The following is an 18,700-nucleotide window of genomic DNA, read 5'->3' on the forward strand; positions in this document are numbered from 1 at the left end:
AGGGGGTAGGCGTTAGTCTACCCCCTCTCGCTATGACCTCGAATGCCGTGGATGCCCGCCTGTGCTGGGCTCCACGATGAGGCGCACCCCAACCCGGTCGCGCCTGCCGCCGCATCCGCAGCATGATTGGTGTGTGCCGTGCGGTGGCGAAGTGAAGATTTTCCAAGATAAGGAGAACCCGTGGCAGAATTCGTGGACCGCGTGGTCTTGCATGTATCTGGCGGTCGCGGAGGTAACGGCTGCGTCTCCGTGCGACGTGAAAAGTTTAAGCCTCTGGGCGGCCCTAACGGCGGTAACGGTGGTAATGGTGGCGCGGTGATTCTGCGCGTGGATAACCAGACCACGACCCTGCTGGAGTACCACCACAGCCCGCACCAGCACGCCCCGAATGGCGATATTGGTCGTGGCGATATGCACCACGGCTTTAACGGTGAGGACCTGATTCTGACCGTGCCGCAGGGTACTGTGGTGAAGGACCGCGAGGGTAATGTTTTAGCTGACCTGCTGCGTGTGGGCGATGAGTACGTTGCTGCCCCTGGCGGTATGGGCGGTCTGGGTAACGCTGCGTTGGCTTCGGCTAAGCGTAAGGCTCCCGGTTTTGCTCTGTTGGGCACCCCCGGTGAAGAGGCTGATATTGTTCTGGAGCTCAAGTCCATTGCGGATGTGGCTCTGGTGGGTTACCCCTCGGCGGGTAAGTCTTCGTTGATTGCTGCGATTTCTGCGGCGCGTCCGAAGATTGCTGACTACCCATTCACCACTTTGATCCCGAACCTGGGTGTGGTGCAGGCGGGCGATGTTCGCTACACTGTCGCGGATGTTCCCGGTCTGATTGAGGGCGCTTCGGAGGGCCGCGGTCTGGGTCACCGCTTCCTGCGCCATGTGGAGCGTTCTTCGGCTCTGGTGCATGTGATTGACTGCGCTACTTTGGAGCCGGGCCGCGACCCGATCAGTGACTTTGAGGTGATTCGCGGCGAGCTGGAAAACTACGAGGTTGACCCGACTGCAGGTGTGACCGTGCCGTTGCATGAGCGTCCGCAGATTGTGGTTCTCAATAAGATTGACGTTCCTGAGGCTCGTGAGCTGGCTGAGTTTGTTCGCCCTGAGTTTGAGGAGATGGGCTTCGAGGTCTTTGAGATTTCGACTGCTTCCCATGAGGGTCTGAAGTCTCTGATTTTTGCGATGGCAAAGCTCGTGGAGGAGGACCGCGTGGCTCGTGCCGCTGCCGAGAAGGAAGCGGAGCGTGTAGTCGTTGAGGCTCCTGTGGTTCGCCCGAAGGGGTTCCGCGGTAAGAAAAAGCAGGAGTTCATTATTCGCCGCGAGGAGCGTAACCTTGAGCCGCTGTTCCGCGTGATTGGTGAGAAGCCTGAGCGTTGGATTCAGCAAACTGACTTCAATAATGATGAGGCTGTCGGCTACCTGGCGGACCGCCTGGCGCGCCTGGGTGTTGAGGACGAGCTGTTCAAGGCTGGTGCTCGTGCCGGTGACGCCGTGGTGATTGGCGAGAACGATAACTCGGTGATTTTCGATTGGGAGCCGACCATGGTTGGTGGCGCTGAGCTGCTGTCCTCCCCGCGTGGTACGGACGCTCGTCTGGAAGAGCTCATTCGCCCGACTCGTGCGCAGAAGCGTGTGGAGTACAAGGAGCGTATGGACGCGAAGGCGGAGGCTCGTGCCGAGCTAGAGTCCGAGCGCGTTGCAGGCGTGTGGACTGAGTCCGTTGAGTACCGCAAGAAGTTGAAGGAAGGTAAGGTCGACGAGAATATCGACATGCCGAACGTCGACGACTAATAGCTGAAGCGTTAGCTATTGCATAGACAGTGAATGGTGCCGTGCATCGGGGTTTGCTCCGGTGCGCGGCACTTTCTTGTGTTCGCGATGCTTTCTTGTGTTCTCTGCGGTTGCCTCTCGCGCTGGATGTGTGTGTCGGAACATGCGGGTGAGCCTGTGGCGAACCTGCGATCGGACATGCTGGTTGGGTATTCCACCGGCGGCTTAGCTCACCCCCGTCATTTCGGTTTTTTTAACCGGAAGCAGGTAGCATAGAGGAGAATGTACGCGGGCACCGTTTTCGGTGTTGCGTACCTTCTGTATACCTGCCCGCATCCGCACCTGTGGTGGCTCTTTAAGTTGCCCTGGCGCGGTCTCTGTCCCCAGCAAGGACGGCATTTGTGACTGACCAGCCTGTTCACCTTGATTTTGGTGCTTTGAGCACCGAGTCGATTCCCCCGCGCACTCCCGGCCGGGTGCGTCTGGGCGTGATGGGTGGAACCTTTGACCCGATTCACCACGGACACCTGGTGGCAGCTAGTGAAGTTGCCGCCGTGTTCGACCTGGATGAGGTTGTTTTCGTTCCGACCTGTCAGCCCTGGCAGAAGGTGGGGGAGCGGCATGTGAGTGACGCTGAGCATCGCTACCTGATGACGGTGATTGCGACCGCGTCGAATCCGCGTTTTACAGTGAGCCGTATTGATATTGACCGTGGCGGCGCCACCTACACCTTTGATACGCTTAACGAGCTGCGCGCCCTGCGCCCGGATGCTGACCTGTTCTTCATTACCGGTGCGGACGCGATTAGCCAGATTATGACCTGGCGCAATGCCCATAAGCTGTGGGATTTGGCGACTTTTGTGGGCGTGACCCGCCCCGATCATGAGCTGGATCCGCCGCTGGCAGAGGGTCGTCATATTACGACCCTAAAGATTCCTGCGATGGCGATTTCTTCGACCGATATTCGTCGCCGCGCAGCTGAAGATGCCCCCATCTGGTACCTGGTGCCGGATGGCGTGGTGCAGTACATTACTAAGTACGGCCTGTACAAGAAGGACGCCTTGACGGCGTACCGTGACGGCTTGCCCCGCGTGAAGGATGAGTCTGGGCAGGCACCCCCAATGGACGAATAATGAGGGAACACATGAGTGAAGCTACGGGTTCGAAGCCCTATAGCGAGGACGAAGCGTACCTCTACGAGACGTACGTGACCGAGGACGGTATTGAGGTGCCGCCGCCTACTAAGGTGATGGGTCCGCGCCGTCTTGCCCGTTACCGTGAAGAAGTTGCCGAGTACCTGCGTGCGAGCCGCCGCGGTGAGCCCGCGAAGCCTGTTGCGAACATGGGCTCAGTGGTTCATACGGACGCTATCGACCCGCGGGTTCTGGCTGTTCAGCGTCGTTTTGCAGCGCTGGCTGCTCAGGGCAAGATTGACACTGAGGCGAATGATGAGGAGAAGCTGCACGAGCCTGCTCCTCTGACCACTAGCCTGCGTGTTCTGCGCCCCGAAGACATCGCGCAGAACCGTGTGGATGCGACCAGCCCCTCCGCGGTGGATAACCCGATGAATTCTTCGATCCCGATCATTGCCGTGGTCAAGAAGGAGAAGCCGGAACCCGAGCCTGAGCTGCACCAGTACCTGGTGCGCGATGAGCCGAAGGTTGAGAAGATGGACAGTTCTGACACTGAGGCTGAGCACACCGAGGCTGCTTCCGCTGAGGAAGAGACCGTTGAGGTTGCTGAGGTTGAAGAATCTGCTGACGAGCTGCCCACCCGCGTGAGCGCGGTGGACGCGCAGGGTCTTGATCTGAGCGTGCTGGATAGTGCCTCCGCTGGTGACACCGTGGATTCGGTGGACGGCGACCCGACTGTTGCTCTGAGCCCGGATGAGGTTGAGGAGCTGCTGCAGCGCATGGTGGATCGTCAGAATCCCGAAGAGGCACTGGTCGAGGAGACTGCTGAAGAGTCCGAAGAGGACTCTGAGGATGAAGAGTCTGAACCGGCTGAGCCGAAGTCTGCTTCGACTGTTTCTGCTGAGGCTTCGGAGGCAGCTGAGGAAGAGTCTGCTTCTGAGAGCGCTGTTGAGAAGGGTGAAGAGGTTCTGCAGCCTGCGCGGAAGACCTCCCTGGCGTGGCTGTGGATTGTGCTGCTGCTCGCCCTGTTCGTTGTTGGTTTGATTATGATTTTTGGCCCTAAGTAGGCCGTGAACAATGCACCCCTGTTGCGGGTGCTGCCGGTGGGTGTTCTGCTGGCAAGGAAGGAAAATATGACTGCTGCACAGTCCTCGATTGAGGCTCTGCGCATTGCCGCCCGCGCTGCGGAGGAGAAGCAGGGAACTAACCTGTTCGCTGTGGATGCATCCGACGCGATGGGTCTGATTGATGGCTTCCTGGTGGTTTCTGCCCACAATGAGCGCCTCGTGAACGCTGTTGCGGATGAGGTTGAGGATGCTCTGCGTGAGCAGGCAGGCCTGAAGCCGGTTCGCCGTGAGGGGCGTTCCTCGGGTCGTTGGATTCTGCTGGACTTCGGCGACATTGTTGTGCACGTTCAGCATGAGGAGGACCGCGAGTTCTACGCTCTGGATCGTCTGTGGGCTGAGGCTCCGCGTATTGAGCTGGGCGTTGAGAACGAGGCTCCCTTCGACATCGAGGGTGAGACTGAGGAGGATGCTGCACGCATTATTCCCGCTCAGGATGAGGCGTAAGCTTCCGCTTATTTTTAGCTGATGAGGGGTGGACTCTGCTGGCGCTGTATGGTGCCCGCGGGGTCCGCCCCTTTCTGCGTGTTTGTGGGTGTTTCTGTATGCCCGGTTGCTCCGGAACTTTTTTGTATTTTTGGGTGTGCTGGTTTGCAACGTTCTCCGTGGTGTGTGTAATATATTCATGTTGCCTTATTGAGGTCACTAACAGAATATGGGGATATGGCGCAGCTGGTAGCGCACCTGCATGGCATGCAGGGGGTCAGGGGTTCGAGTCCCCTTATCTCCACGTTTTCCTCGGTTGAGGAGCTTTTCGCCCGGTTCTTGTGAATCGGGCGGTTTTGCTATCTGCCGGTAGGTTTTGGTAGCCGACAATTCTTTAGAGCTGACGGTGTAGTGAGTAGTTGAGGAGCCACTCATGGGAGCACACAAACATCACCATGGGCACGACCATTCGCATGCCCCGAGCCCGGAGGACGCCGCTTCGATGCGTCCGCGTCTGCTGATTGCGTTCAGCTTGGCGGTCGTTATTGTGTTGGCTCAGGCGATTGGGTCGTTGGTCACGGGAAGTCTTGCGCTGCTGACTGATACGGCGCACGCCCTGGCGGATGCCTCAGGCCTGCTGGTAGCACTTACAGCGGCTTCACTGATGACCCGGCCCGCGACGTCCCGCCATACATGGGGTTTCCGGCGCATTGAGGTGCTTTCCGCCCTCGGACAGTCGGTGCTGCTGCTGGCGGTGGGTATCTACACGGCGGTGGAGGGCGTGCATCGCCTGTTCGCCCCGCCGGCGGTACCCGGCACCGAACTGCTGATCTTTGGTGTGGTTGGCCTGGTCGCGAACGCTATTGGTATTGCGGTGCTGGCTACGGCGAGGAACACGAACTTCAATATGCGTGCCGCGTTCCTGGAGGTGCTCAATGACGCCCTGGGTTCGTTGGGTGTGATTCTGGCAGCTATCGTGATTTGGCTGACCGGCTTCTATCAGGCGGATGCCCTTGCCGGTCTGCTTATTGCGGCGCTGATTGTGCCGCGTGCGATGCGTCTGATGAAGCAGACGACTGCGGTGCTCATGGAGTTCACCCCGGACGGCCTGGACCTGGATGCGATGCGTGAGCACATGCTACGCGTTGACGGCGTTGTAGAAGTGCACGATGTGCACGCCTCGATGGTGGCGACCGGCCTGCCGGTGGTGACCGCGCACGTGGTGGTTGCCGATTCGTGTTTCCGTGACGGGTCTGCGGTGGCGATTTTGGACCGTATCCGTTCATGTGTGGCGAGCCATTTTGAGGTGTCGGTGGAGCATTCAACGTTCCAGTTGGAGACTGCCGAGTTGGGTGGTCGTGAGCCGGCTTCGATTCGCCACCCCTAAGCCACCTGAAAACCCTGCGTGTATGATTTCTGCGGGCCGAAATGGCAGGGGAGTGCCTACCGTATATTTGGTAGCTCAACTACGCAAAAGATACACTCATTAGGGAGCAAAAGGTGCTCCTCACCCGCATACATTGACAGGCTTCGCAGCTTGTGGGGGATTGCCGCACTAGCCGGCCTGTAATGGCACAGCCGGCAGTCGCATCCTCGAATTGTTGACGAGAAAAACCACGATTAGCAGCAGATACGGAATACTATGCATTCACCTATTGCCACTTACCTGACCGAGACCCTCGAGTCGGTCGCTTCTGATACCTCCGGTGAGCTGGCAAACTACATTCCGGAACTTGCCGCCGTGGACCCGGACAAGCTTGCCGCGTCCATCGCCATGGTTGATGGTGAGCAGTACGCCGCCGGTGACTCTGATGTGGAGTTCACGATCCAGTCGATTTCTAAGCCGTTCGTGTACGCCCTAGCGCTCGCGGACCGCGGCTATGATGACGTGCTTGCGAAGGTGGGCGTGGAGCCTTCCGGCGAGCCGTTCAATGAGCTGTCCCTGGAAGATGACTCCGGTAAGCCGCTGAACCCGATGATTAACGCCGGCGCAATTACCACCCATTCGCTGGTGGGTCCTCCCGGTGCGACTCAGGGCGAGCGCATGGAACGCGTCATTTCTGGTCTGTCTGCGTTTGCAGGCCGCCGCCTGTCGGTGAATGAGCGCGTGTATGAGTCTGAGCTGGAGCACGCGCACCGCAACTACGCGATTGCGCACATGCTGCGCGGTCACGGCATCCTGACCGGTGACCCGACCGTGGCGGTGCAGGGTTACACCCGCCAGTGCTCGCTAATGGTGACGGTCAAGGATTTGGCGTTGATGGCGGCGACTTTGGCGAACTATGGTGTGCATCCGGTGACGGGTGAGCAAGTGGTCCCTAAGGACGTGGTGCGTCAGGTGCTGAGCGTCATGTTCACGTGCGGTATGTATAACGCTGCGGGCGACTGGGCGACCCAGGTGGGTGTTCCGGCTAAGAGCGGCGTGGGCGGCGGCATTATTGGTGCGGTGCCCGGTCAGCTGGGTGTGGCGACGTTCTCGCCGCGCCTGGATGGTCACGGTAACAGTGTGCGTGGTGTGGAGCTGTTTGAGCAGTTCTCTGATGACATGGGCATGCATGTGATGAACGTTCCGACGGTGGCTCGTTCGGCGTTGCGCGCGAACTACCAGGTCGGTTCGGGTGATGAGTCTATGCGCCTGATTCAGCTGCAGGGCCGTATCCGTTTTGCGGGTGCGGAGCGTGTGATTCGTGAGATTGTGGAATCTCCGTTAGAGGGTTCGAAGGTCGCCCTGGATGTTACTCGCGTGTACGCGGTGGATGAGGTCGCTCAGAGCATGCTCCTGGAGCTGATGCGTCGCCTGCGGAATGACGGGTACAAGGTGTATCTGATTGATAATGATGAGACGATTACTGATACGGATGCTCTACGTAGTATGGGCGTGAAGGTTCTGACGAACCCGGCGGCGGTGACTTCTGCCGAGTCGGATAGTGAGCGTGTGGCTGAGGCTGATGCTGAAGAGGCTGCGGAGGCGGCGGCCATAGAGGCGCTGAATGCGCTGGAGCCTGCTGAGGCGCAGCAGTCGGTAGCTTCAGAATCTGAGTAGGTGTGTTTTTTGAGCTGGGTCGTATCTGTGCGGCTGACTGCCGGATGCGTGTTTGAAGTCCCCTTTCCGGGGTGCGTTCTGAAGTGAACGCATTGCGGGAAGGGGCTTTATTGTTCATAATGTAATATTTTGAATTTTTCGATAGCTCAGGGCATGCCCCGCTATACACTCATAATATGAACACTGTTCCACACCCAGAAACACCTATCACTCCTCGTCAATCTGCTATCGCCAACCCCGCGACTGATCACATGATATCGGGCGCCTCTGCCCGCGCCTCCATCGGTCGACGGGAACTTTTACAGCATATTGGTACCTATAGTCTGGGTACTGCGGGTTTTGGTCTGCTGGGTCTTGGACTGAGCGGCTGCACCCCGCCCGCGGCGAAAGATGCCCACGGGGCGTCGGCTGGTGGTTCTGCCTCGGGTAGCGCGTCGGGTAATGCTTCTGCGACTCCTTTGCCAACCGCCGCGGTGTCTAAGACCGCTTCTGCGACTGCTGCCTCGTCAAACCCGGTTCCCGTAGCGCGCACCTGGACTGGCCCGCAGACCGGCCTTCCCGGTGAGGGTAAGTATATTGCGTGGACGGTTGATGACGGTGCCGACCCGGAGGTGGTGCGCGCCTACGCGGAGTTTGCCCGCCGTACCGGTACACGTCTGACGTTTTTTGTGAACTGTCAGTATCCGGCATTCAAGCAGCATCGTGACCTGTTGTTGCCGCTGGTGAAGAGTGGGCAGTTGCAGATTGCAAACCATACGTATAGTCATCCGGCGTTGACGAGTTTGACGGATGAGCAGATTGTGCGTGAGCTGACCCGTAATGATGAGGAGATTATGCGGCTTTTTGGGGTGTCTTCGAAGCCGTATTTCCGCCCGCCGTACGGGTATTATGATGCGCGCGTGTTGGCGGCTGCGGCCTCGTGTGGTTTTACGCGCCCGGTTCTGTGGTACGGGTCGTTGGCGGATTCGTCTAATATTTCTTCGGCTGAGGTGTATGCCTACGCGGAGAAGTACGCTTTGGCTCAGCATATTGTGATTGGGCATTTGAATTATCGGGGTGTGGTGTCTGAGTTGGACCGTATTCGGGCGTTGTTAGATCGGCGCGGTTTGACGACGGTGACGATTCGTGACTATTACGGGTGACTCCAGCGAGTAGGTTTGAAGGCCGGCGGGTATACTGGGAGGCATGATGAAGCTTCCTCAGAATCCTATCGTTCGACAGGTGCACCGTTTCCGTGAGCCGCTGCTGCTTCTGCTGTATTATTCGCTGTCTTTTCTGGGTGTGCGGTGGATGCGCACGGGGCATCCGCGTGTGGCGGCGGTGTGGTCTGTTGGTTTGTGGCTGAATTTGGTGGTGCGCGGCATGGGCCAGCTGGTGCGTATGCTGGTGCCGATTCTGCAGGATGCGGAGGCGCGCCGTGCTCGCGCTGAGCGTGCTCGCGCCTACCAGCCGCGCTAACCTCCCTGCTACCCGCAGGTTCTTACCCTGTGCGGATTCTATGCTGATACGCTGAAGCCCCCTCGTACTAGAAATAGTACGAGGGGGTTTCGCTATATCTGAGGGGGCCAACTGGGGGACGCTAGGGGAGTAGCGGCCTCTCCAGGACGGCTCTAGCCAGAGCCGCCGCTAGGAGCAGTTGCCGTTCACATCGCAGGACGCGCCAGCCTCAGGAGCCTGAGCGTTCTCGGTAGCCAGCGGGTTCAGGAACTCAACGCGGTGAGTTTGCTCCCACACCTGATGCAGCGCCTGCAACAGTGCCTCCGCAGGTTGCGCACCATTCACCGCCCATTTCGACTCAAACAAGAAGAACGGCACACCGTTAATACCCAGCTGGTGCGCCAACTGCTCATCAGCACGCACATCCGCCGCATAACGATCGCTCTTCAACACCGCCTCAACTTCGGCGGTATCCAAACCAACTTCAGAGGCGATATCCAGAATCGACTCGTGATCCTGCACCGAACGGCCCTCCGTGAAGTACGCCATCTTAAACGCCTCCTGCGCCGCCGCCGCCAAACCCTGCTCGGACGCATAATGAATCACACGGTGCGCATCAAAGGTGTTACCGTAACGTGCCTGCCGCCAATTGAAATCCAAACCGACTTCGCGGGCACGCTCCGCCAACGACTCCTGGCTCACAATCGCCTGCTCCAACGGCATCTGATACTTGCTTGCAATCAGCTCAGGCAGCGAACCTGCCGGATGCTCCGTAGCCGACGGGTCCAGCTCAAAACTATGCCACACCACATCGACCTCGTCACGGTGCTCAAACTCGGCGAGCGCCAGCTCCAAGTTACGCTTGCCCACGTAGCAGAAGGGACACACAATATCGGACCAAATATCAATACGCATAGTATCTATTCCTCTCACACTAGGACACGGCAACTGCCGTAACTGTACGACCACCTAACACCCCGGCTGCCACGTTTATTCCTGCCGGGCATGGCAAAGCCCCCTCGTGCCGCTCCGCATGGGAACCGGAGCCAAGGGGGCTTAGCACACACGATATACGCGAGCCTATCGACGGGAAGCCGCCGGAGCGGTAGTGGCAGTAGCCACAGGTGCAGTCGTAGCCTGCTGGTTTGCCGCTACCTCATCCTCATAGCGGGTGGTTGGTGCCTGAGTCGGAGCCTCAACGGTAGACTTCTGGGTAGGGGTTTCCGGTGCCTCAGCGGTCTGCTCGGGTGCCGGGGTGTTCTCCTCCGGGGTAGGAGTCGGTTCGGGCGCTGCCGCCTTAATCTCTTCCTCGGATGCGTCACCGTAGTAGTCGTGAATCGTCACCGCAGTCAGACCGCGGTCATCGAGTAGGCCCTTCACCTTATCGAGAATCGGGATGATCGTCTCGTAGTTCAAGTGACCCAGCACAATCTGCTGCGGCAGCATGTAGCGGATGCAGCGCGTGTAAATCACGCGGGCGCTCGTCTTCGCCTCATCGCCGGTAGTGCCGTTCCACATGACCGGGCGGGTAAAGCCAATCTCGCCTGCAGCCTTCAGCACCGCATCGTTGTAGCGGCCGTAGGGCGGGCGGAAGTACGGCTTTGACGAGACACCGAACATGCTCATAATTTCGTCTTCGTTACGCTGCAGCTCTTCTTTCACACCCTCAGCGTCCAGGGTGGTCAGGTCGGCGTGGCTGTAGGTGTGGTTCGCAACCTGAATCTGGCCGCTCTGAACCAGTGGACGCAGCAATGACACATGCTCCTTAAAACCGGTGTACGAAGCGTTAATGAAGAATGTCAGGCGCGTATTCGTACGCTTCGAAAACTCAGCGTAGCCGCGAATCGCCTCCGGGCTCGCGCCGTCATCAACAGTCCACGCAATATACTTGCCGTCACCAATGAGGGAATTGCCAATGCCGGGCCATTCGCGCGGCTTATCAACCGGGTTGCCAACAGCAGCAACGGTCGGTGAATTCGTGGCTGCGGGGCGAGTAGCAGCAGTGGTCTCGCCGCCAGCCTGATACGGAGTGAAATAGCCGCTGGTGCCGTCGTAGTCATTTGACTTCTTCGAGCAGGCAGCAAGCAGCGGAAGCATAGCAGTGCCGAGCACAAAAAGTCGGCGGTTAGGCTGTGAGTGGGTCATACTCTCCAGGATAACGCCCCCACCTGCAAGGAACGAAGCTGAACAGCGAATACATCCCTAAATAATGTGCACATCACACCGCACGCTCAGCACCACAGTATTAAGTATAAGAACACAAAATTAAGAAGCCTCAAGCCGGTAACGCTCCGCTACACTAGTGGGATGGAGAATTTGGGCACTCACGAATTGCGCAACCTTGTGAATGATGCTGCCGACGAGGCAGTCAACATCGGCTACCGTGTTGCTGACCGGCTGCACAGGTGGCGCGAAAAGCACGCTATCGCCGCTGGCCGTGAGCCTATCCTCGTGCCCACCGAAGGCTACGGTCGCACCGCCTCCGACGGCAACCCCGGCTGGGTCCGCGTCATCGCCCGCGCAGTTTACAAGACGGTCAACCTCGAACGCCTCCTGCAGGTTGTAGAAGGAACCCAAGACACCGCCAACCCCATGCGCGGCTGGCGCTCCTTCACTGCAACCGCAATGTCCGATGCACCCGTCACCATCGTCATTGACGGCACCAAGTATGAGGCGTACACCGACCACGGCGGCGTGCTTGACGTCAAACTTAGCATCGACCTCGAACCCGGCATACACGAAGTCATCATGTACGTGCCCGGCTCTCGTGCTGTAGCAACCAGCGTCTACATCGTTCCCGAAAGCCAGAAGCTCGGCGTCATCATGGACGTCGATGACACCGTCATGGTCACCATGCTGCCGCGCCCCATGGTTGCCGCCTGGAACTCCTTCATCCTCGACGAGCACGCACGCATCCCCACCCCCGGCATGGCGGTCATGACCGACCGTATCCGCCGCAGCCACCCGGATGCGCCGTTCATGTACCTGTCTACCGGCGCCTGGAACATCACCCCGACCCTGCGCCGCTTCCTCGGCCGCAACGGCTACCCGCGCGGCACGTTCCTGCTCACCGACTGGGGCCCCACCCCCGACCGTTGGTTCCGCTCCGGCACCAATCACAAGGTTGAGTCCCTACGCCGCCTCGCCGAGGAATTCCCGCAGATGAAGTGGATCCTCGTCGGTGACGACGGGCAGCGTGACCCGTACATCTACAACGGCTTCGCGGTACGCTACCCGGACAACGTGGCGGCAATCGTCATCCGCAATCTGACGGTGGGGGAGAGCATGCTCGCCTCCGGTCGCGTGTGGAGTGACTATCGTGCCGAACAGATGATGCGCTCGCCGCTGTGGATTGAAGCCACTGACGGCATAACGCTGAGTAAGAAGCTGCGTGAGCTGGGTCTGATCGATTTCTAGCCGGCCACTGCTCACCGGTTGCTAAAATCTGTGCCTATGGCTTGTAAACCCACTGTGAGTACCGTGAAATAGCGGTATCTGCGGTGGGTTTTACTGTTTCAGCGGAATTAAACAACTTAAACCCACGACACACCGGTTACTAGAAAAGAGTTAAAAATCTTTTCTACAGCTTTAATCACATAGCTTAAACCCGCTCGAAGGGGGTCAACCCTCGTCTTTAAGAAAGTCCGTTCTGCTTTAAAACCCCGCTGTTCCGCGCAAGAACGCGTGAGAGTTAAGATCTCTTTAAAATCAAGCCCGGATCTGTCGGGTTTTATGCCCCCGAAAGCATACATGAGGTTAACTGAACCTCAACTTGGCGGGCGAATGAACCCTTAAAAATCCTGACCAACTTAAACCCCACCTGTGGATAACCCGGCGTACTCCGCGAAAATCCAGCGAACCAGTCCTATGGGAAGGTGTGGATAAGCTGTAGGCACCCCCTCTTAAGTGGGTTCAGCTGTGGGTTTATCGAACGAAACACGACCCTTGCACCACATCATCTTGTGGCGAAGAAAAATCTCGACACTAGATGTAGTATTAATACTCGGTTCCACCACTACGGTACTTTTATGGGCCCTGCCCTAGCGCAGGAAACCGCCACACCTCACTAGAAGGGGGCAGCGGACGGCACCGCACCTGCCGTAAACAACACATGGTGAGCCATAAACGAAACACACCCGATTCATTCACGAGATAAGCCCGCCTGAGCGGGAGAAAGTAAGAGGCATTCCCATGGTAGTGACCGTGTACACCAAGCCCCAGTGCGTCCAGTGCAACATGACCTACCGCGCCCTCGACGCGAAGGGTATCAGCTACACCAAGGTTGATATCACCGAAGACGCTCAGGCCCTCGAAATGGTCAAGTCCCTCGGCTACATGCAGGCACCCGTTGTCATTGCAGGTGACGAGCACTGGTCCGGCTTCCAGCCCGACAAGATTAACGCTCTGGCAGCGTAACAGCCCTGCCGAAACCCGTACAAACGGAAAATCGGCACGGAACCACACCGGCACACGAGAATAAGGAGTACAGATTGAGTACCGCCCTCACGCCCAACCCCGTCGACGAGCACGCAGAAATCCGCAAGATCCTTCTGGATGCACGCAACGCCTCCGAGGGTCGAGCGACCGAGGCCGAACTGGACGGCACAGCGCCGCTCATCGTGTACTTCTCCTCCATCTCCGGTAACACCCACAAGTTCGTGGAGAAGATCCGTGCCCGCCGCCTCCGCCTGCCGCTGCGCACCGGCGAAGACACCCTCATTCTTGATGAGCCGTTCGTGCTCATCGTCCCCACCTACGGCAAGCCTGAAGGCGCCGGTAACGTTCCCCCGCAGGTGGTTAAATTCCTGAACGTGGAGCAGAATCGCCACCACATGCTCGGTGTGATTGGCTCCGGCAACACCAACTTTGGTCCGCTCTTCGGTATCGCGGCAGACATTGTCGCCAAGAAGTGCGATGTGCCCGTGCTCTTCAAATTTGAGCTCATGGGCACCGATTCAGATGTAGAAAAAGTCAACGAAGGATTGGAAGCATTTTGGACGCAAAACTGCCCTCAGCACTAGAAACTCTCGGTGCAGGCCACAACGGCAAGAGCGTGCCCGAGAAGTTCAAGGGTATGAGCTACCACGAGCTGAACGCACTGCTGAACCTCTACGATGAGAACGGCCAGATCCAGTTCGATGCAGACCGCCAGGCGGCACGTCAGTACTTCCTGCAGCACGTCAACAACAACACCGTCTTCTTCCACGACCTGGAAGAGAAGATCGAGTACCTGATCGAGAACCAGTACTACGAGCCGGAACTCTTCGACAAGTACAACTTCCAGTTCATTAAGAACCTGTTCAAGCGCGCCTACGCCGTGAAGTTCCGCTTCCCGACCTTCCTGGGTGCCTTCAAGTTCTACACCTCCTACGCGCTCAAGACCTTCGACGGTCAGCGCTACCTGGAGCGTTTTGAAGATCGCGTCTGCATGGTCGCACTGCTGTTGGCAGAAGGCAACGAGAAGCTCGCCGAAGACATTGTCGACGAGATTATCTCCGGCCGTTTCCAGCCGGCAACTCCGACCTTCCTCAACGCAGGTAAGAAGCAGCGCGGCGAGCTCGTCTCCTGCTTCCTGCTGCGCATGGAAGACAACATGGAGTCCATCGGCCGCTCCATTAACTCTGCACTGCAGCTCTCCAAGCGCGGCGGCGGTGTGGCATTCGCTCTGACCAACCTGCGCGAGTCTGGTGCGCCCATTAAGAAGATTGAGAACCAGTCCTCGGGCGTTATCCCCGTCATGAAGCTGCTGGAAGACGCCTTCTCCTACGCAAACCAGCTCGGCGCACGTCAGGGTGCCGGTGCCGTGTACCTGCACGCACACCACCCCGACATCTACGCCTTCCTGGACACCAAGCGTGAGAACGCTGACGAGAAGATCCGCATCAAGACCCTCTCCCTGGGCGTTGTCATCCCCGATATCACCTTCGAGCTGGCGAAGAAGAACGAGGACATGTACCTCTTCTCCCCGTACGATGTGGAACGCATCTACGGTGTGCCCTTCTCCGACATCAACGTTTCCGAGAAGTACTACGAGATGGTCGATGATGCACGCATCACCAAGACCAAGATCAACGCACGCGAGTTCTTCCAGACCATCGCAGAGATTCAGTTCGAGTCCGGCTACCCCTACGTGATGTTCGAAGACACCGTTAACCGCGCGAACCCCATCGCCGGTAAGGTCATCATGTCCAACCTGTGCTCCGAGATCCTGCAGGTTTCTGAGCCGTCCACCTACCATGCTGACCTTGGCTACGAGACCGTCGGTAAGGACATCTCCTGCAACCTCGGTTCGCTGAACATTGCACTGACCATGGACGGAGAAGATTTCGGCAAGACCGTGGAAACCGCAATTCGTTCGCTGACCTCCGTCTCCGACCAGTCAGACATCCGCTCCGTACCCTCCATCGAGCGCGGCAACAACATGAGCCACGCCGTGGGTCTGGGCCAGATGAACCTGCACGGCTACCTGGCACGCGAGCACGTCTACTACGGTTCCGAAGAAGCACTAGACTTCACCAACATGTACTTCTACACCGTCGCCTACCACGCAATCCACGCCTCCATGCAGATTGCTAAGGAACGCGGTCAGCGTTTCGAGGGCTTCGAGAACTCGAAGTATGCATCCGGTGAGTTCTTCGCCAAGTACATTGAGAAGGAATGGGCACCGCAGACCGAGCGTACCCGCGAACTGTTCGCTAAGCACCACATCCCCACCCGTGAAGAGTGGATTCAGCTGGCTGCTGACGTGGCACAGTACGGCATGTACAACCAGAACCTGCAGGCTGTTCCGCCGACTGGCTCCATCTCCTACATCAACGGCTCGACCTCTTCGATTCACCCGATCGCTTCGAAGATTGAGATCCGTAAGGAAGGCAAGCTCGGCCGAGTCTACTACCCGGCGCCGTACATGACCAACGAGAACCTGGAATACTACCAGGACTCCTACGAAATTGGTTACGAGAAAATCATCGACACCTACGCTGTGGCAACCCAGCACGTGGACCAGGGCCTGTCGCTGACTCTCTTCTTCCGCGATACCGCAACCACCCGCGATATTAACCGCGCCCAGATTTACGCGTGGCGTAAGGGCATCAAGACCATCTACTACATCCGTCTGCGTCAGATGGCTCTTGAGGGTACTGAGGTTGAAGGCTGCGTATCCTGCATGCTTTAGCCTGAATGCTGTGACGCATTCAGCCTGAGCTGGCACACTATAACTAAAGACTGGAAGGGGCGGTTACGGTGAACACGCAAACCGCTTGCGCGACTGGCTGAGCGCGCGTGGGACCGTAATCGCCCCTTAAGAATCGGAGAATTACTAATGAGCGAAAAGGTGAAGCTCGTCGACCACGTGGTTGAGGCTATCAACTGGAACCGTATTGAGGACGAGAAGGACCTTGAGGTTTGGGATCGTCTGACCGGTAACTTCTGGCTGCCGGAAAAGGTGCCGCTGAGCAACGACGTACCCTCCTGGAAGACTCTGACTGAGGAAGAGAAGCAGCTGACCATGCGCGTCTTCACCGGTCTGACCCTGCTGGACACCATCCAGGGTACTGTCGGTGCAGTGTCCCTGCTGCCGGACGCTGTGACCGCGCACGAAGAGGCCGTGTACACCAACATCGCGTTCATGGAGTCCGTGCACGCAAAGTCGTACTCCTCGATCTTCTCGACCCTCGCTTCCACTAAGGAGATTGACGAGGCGTTCCGCTGGGCTTCTGAGAATGAGCACCTGCAGAAGAAGGCGAAGATTGTTCTGTCCTACTACACCGGTGACGACCCGCTGAAGAAGAAGGTTGCCTCCACTCTGCTGGAGTCCTTCCTGTTCTACTCGGGCTTCTACCTGCCGATGTACTGGTCTTCGCACGCGAAGCTGACCAACACCGCTGACCTGATTCGTCTGATTATTCGTGACGAGGCAGTGCACGGCTACTACATTGGCTACAAGTTCCAGCGCGGCCTGGCGAAGGAGTCTGCGGAGCGTCAGGCAGAGCTGAAGGAGTACACCTTCAACCTGCTGTACGAACTGTACGAGAATGAGGTGGCGTACACCCACTCCCTGTATGACGGTGTGGGTTGGAGCGAGGACGTTAAGAAGTTCCTGCACTATAACGCTAACAAGGCTCTGATGAACCTGGGCTACGAGCCGATGTTCCCGGCATCCGTGACGAACGTGTCCCCGGCGATCCTGTCGGCGCTGTCCCCGAATGCTGATGAGAACCACGACTTCTTCTCCGGTTCCGGCTCTTCCTACGTGATTGGTAAGGCTGTGAACACCGAGGACGAGGACTGGGACTTCTAACGGATTACACTCAGGGCCATTCTAGGCCGCAGAACTTAACTATGGTCGAGAACTAGCCTTGTCACTCGTACCAGATATACAAAAAGAAGCGCCCCACATATCTCCTACACAAAGGAGACAGGTGGGGCGCTTTTCGCTATCTTATCGCTGTGTGTAGGCTGGGTCGCAGTACTCAAACCAGTACCAGAGGTTATCTACATCTAAATAATGTCTAAGCCCCGGCAACCAATGGTGGTTGTCGGGGCTTCTGCTTGTTTTACGCTTCGTTACTGTCTTGTGGGTCTTGCTTACCCTTTGGTGCTGTAGGGAATAACGACCGTGCTAGGACGCCAAGCAAGAGGAAGGATTGGACTGCGATAGCTGCATTAAAAGAAACCAGTACGGATGCTTCAAGATGCGTACCCCCGATGGCTGCACCAGCGTTAACTGCAATGATGGACACAACCGAAATAAGGACAATTCCAATGATGAAGTAAAACAGTATCTTCTGATGCCACAGATTTTGTTCTATTCCATCATTAGTCAGTTTTAGCTTTCGTTGGGCCTGCTCATCTGGTAATACATCGGCTGTGCTACCTTGCGAAATGGGCTGTCTCGCTACGCTATCGTGATATTGTGAGAATCCTGATTTAGCGGCTACCATATGCTTATCTTCCTTGCTCTGGGTCTACGCTGAGTCGGTGGAGTCTCATGTCCATAGCAGCAGGGGAGACACCAAAGAAGCGTGCCATCTCAACGGTGCTTTTTCCTTGTTCTTTTAGCTCTTTCACTTTAAACGCTGGCATTAATAGGGCACCAGCGAATTCATCGGCGTAGAATTCGTGAACAGTGTAGTTCCGAACGCCGCTAGTGGAACGCCAGTCAACGAAGGAATACTCAAAGTCTCTTGCCACGGTTGTGCGCTCGGCTAGGTGACCGAGCTCGTGTGCCCAAGTGAAACGGCGCCGTGTTGGGTGGTCGTAGGAGTTTATGAGAATTTCTGCGGGCATGCCAGGATTCTTGACAATCATGCCTGACATGTCATCCATTTGGTTATCAAGACGCATGCGTGCATACATGAGATTAGAGACAACGCCGAGATCAACGGGGAATGTGAGAGCATCCCCGAAGCTTGCTAGTATTTTGTCTGCTTCTTGTCGCGCGGCCTGATAGACAAGAGGTTCTTCCTGTCTCGGGGCGGGGTGCGCAACTGGTTCAGGTGCTGTACCAGTCATTGATTTCACTCCTTTCTTGTACGTGGCGTGCATGTTTTGTCCCTGTTGCACACCGCAACAGAGGAGTTTTGAGTGCACAAAGTGCACCAGGTCTCATGATTACTTTTTTCTAGATTACCTTAAAGGTAATGGGTTAGGTTAGTTTTTATGTCAGAGGTTATTCTGGCTATCCTTAATCCCTAATCGCTAGCTTTGCAAACCAGTGGGCGAAGGCAAGAGGTCGCCTAATACGTGTATCATATCAGGAATCTGTTAGC

17 protein-coding genes and 1 tRNA gene are annotated in these 18,700 nt (G+C 57.3%); 14 read left to right on the forward strand and 4 right to left on the reverse strand.

Features of this window, described 5'->3' with window-relative positions:
- Positions 1 to 180 precede the first annotated feature (180 nt).
- From obgE to ACUXHH_RS03985, 9 genes are all read left to right on the forward strand, one after another.
- Positions 181 to 1,788 carry a GTPase ObgE gene (gene obgE, locus ACUXHH_RS03945; RefSeq protein WP_279740101.1) on the forward strand — a complete coding sequence of 536 codons (1,608 nt, stop codon included), beginning with the start codon at positions 181 to 183 and terminating at the stop codon, positions 1,786 to 1,788.
- A gap of 470 nt (positions 1,789 to 2,258) precedes the next feature.
- On the forward strand, positions 2,259 to 2,900 hold the full coding sequence (nadD, locus tag ACUXHH_RS03950) for a nicotinate-nucleotide adenylyltransferase (protein ID WP_279740363.1): 642 nt from the start codon (positions 2,259 to 2,261) through the stop codon (positions 2,898 to 2,900).
- A gap of 11 nt (positions 2,901 to 2,911) precedes the next feature.
- Positions 2,912 to 3,967 carry a sulfite reductase subunit alpha gene (locus ACUXHH_RS03955; RefSeq protein ID WP_279790224.1) on the forward strand — a complete coding sequence of 352 codons (1,056 nt, stop codon included), beginning with the start codon at positions 2,912 to 2,914 and terminating at the stop codon, positions 3,965 to 3,967.
- A 66-nt stretch (positions 3,968 to 4,033) separates the two neighbouring features.
- Entirely contained in the window at positions 4,034 to 4,471 is a 438-nt protein-coding gene (gene rsfS / locus ACUXHH_RS03960; protein WP_279740098.1) for a ribosome silencing factor, read from the forward strand.
- A 210-nt stretch (positions 4,472 to 4,681) separates the two neighbouring features.
- A tRNA-Ala gene (locus ACUXHH_RS03965) sits at positions 4,682 to 4,754 on the forward strand.
- Positions 4,755 to 4,883: 129 nt separating this feature from the next.
- Positions 4,884 to 5,837, forward strand: coding sequence for a cation diffusion facilitator family transporter (locus tag ACUXHH_RS03970; protein WP_458390867.1), 954 nt, complete (start codon positions 4,884 to 4,886; stop codon positions 5,835 to 5,837).
- A 255-nt stretch (positions 5,838 to 6,092) separates the two neighbouring features.
- On the forward strand, positions 6,093 to 7,493 hold the full coding sequence (locus ACUXHH_RS03975) for a glutaminase (RefSeq protein ID WP_279740094.1): 1,401 nt from the start codon (positions 6,093 to 6,095) through the stop codon (positions 7,491 to 7,493).
- Between the two features lie 176 nt (positions 7,494 to 7,669).
- Positions 7,670 to 8,635 carry a polysaccharide deacetylase family protein gene (locus ACUXHH_RS03980; protein ID WP_458390868.1) on the forward strand — a complete coding sequence of 322 codons (966 nt, stop codon included), beginning with the start codon at positions 7,670 to 7,672 and terminating at the stop codon, positions 8,633 to 8,635.
- A 43-nt stretch (positions 8,636 to 8,678) separates the two neighbouring features.
- The gene (locus tag ACUXHH_RS03985) at positions 8,679 to 8,951 is read left to right on the forward strand and encodes a hypothetical protein (protein ID WP_279740090.1); all 273 of its coding nucleotides are present in this window, start codon (positions 8,679 to 8,681) and stop codon (positions 8,949 to 8,951) included.
- Between the two features lie 168 nt (positions 8,952 to 9,119).
- Here the strand turns inward: ACUXHH_RS03985 and ACUXHH_RS03990 are convergent, their stop codons facing one another.
- Positions 9,120 to 9,845, reverse strand: coding sequence for a DsbA family oxidoreductase (locus ACUXHH_RS03990; RefSeq protein WP_458390869.1), 726 nt, complete (start codon positions 9,843 to 9,845; stop codon positions 9,120 to 9,122).
- 165 nt (positions 9,846 to 10,010) lie between these two features.
- On the reverse strand, positions 10,011 to 11,075 hold the full coding sequence (locus ACUXHH_RS03995; RefSeq protein ID WP_458390870.1) for a polysaccharide deacetylase family protein: 1,065 nt from the start codon (positions 11,073 to 11,075) through the stop codon (positions 10,011 to 10,013).
- Positions 11,076 to 11,237: 162 nt separating this feature from the next.
- Here ACUXHH_RS03995 and ACUXHH_RS04000 point away from each other — a divergent pair, with 162 nt between their 5' ends.
- From ACUXHH_RS04000 to nrdF, 5 genes are all read left to right on the forward strand, one after another.
- Positions 11,238 to 12,347: an App1 family protein gene (locus ACUXHH_RS04000; protein WP_279740085.1), complete on the forward strand. Its 1,110-nt coding sequence runs from the start codon at positions 11,238 to 11,240 to the stop codon at positions 12,345 to 12,347.
- Between the two features lie 774 nt (positions 12,348 to 13,121).
- A complete protein-coding gene (gene nrdH, locus ACUXHH_RS04005) occupies positions 13,122 to 13,346 on the forward strand; it encodes a glutaredoxin-like protein NrdH (protein WP_005505794.1) in 225 nt (74 codons plus the stop codon).
- Positions 13,347 to 13,420: 74 nt separating this feature from the next.
- A complete protein-coding gene (gene nrdI / locus ACUXHH_RS04010; protein ID WP_279740078.1) occupies positions 13,421 to 13,951 on the forward strand; it encodes a class Ib ribonucleoside-diphosphate reductase assembly flavoprotein NrdI in 531 nt (176 codons plus the stop codon).
- A complete protein-coding gene (gene nrdE / locus ACUXHH_RS04015; protein ID WP_458390871.1) occupies positions 13,924 to 16,104 on the forward strand; it encodes a class 1b ribonucleoside-diphosphate reductase subunit alpha in 2,181 nt (726 codons plus the stop codon). Before nrdI ends, nrdE begins: the two co-directional genes overlap by 28 nt.
- A 147-nt stretch (positions 16,105 to 16,251) precedes the next feature.
- Positions 16,252 to 17,229: a class 1b ribonucleoside-diphosphate reductase subunit beta gene (gene nrdF / locus ACUXHH_RS04020; protein ID WP_049352870.1), complete on the forward strand. Its 978-nt coding sequence runs from the start codon at positions 16,252 to 16,254 to the stop codon at positions 17,227 to 17,229.
- A 256-nt stretch (positions 17,230 to 17,485) separates the two neighbouring features.
- On the opposite strand, the gene ACUXHH_RS04025 is transcribed toward nrdF, so the two are convergent.
- Together ACUXHH_RS04025 and ACUXHH_RS04030 are read right to left on the reverse strand one after the other, a co-directional pair.
- Complete coding sequence (locus tag ACUXHH_RS04025) at positions 17,486 to 17,872, reverse strand: hypothetical protein (RefSeq protein ID WP_458390872.1); 387 nt, start codon at positions 17,870 to 17,872, stop codon at positions 17,486 to 17,488.
- A gap of 4 nt (positions 17,873 to 17,876) precedes the next feature.
- Positions 17,877 to 18,443, reverse strand: coding sequence for an ImmA/IrrE family metallo-endopeptidase (locus tag ACUXHH_RS04030; RefSeq protein WP_458390873.1), 567 nt, complete (start codon positions 18,441 to 18,443; stop codon positions 17,877 to 17,879).
- Between the last annotated feature and the right edge of the window lie 257 nt (positions 18,444 to 18,700).

Source organism: Rothia sp. 110740021-2, from assembly GCF_054263775.1.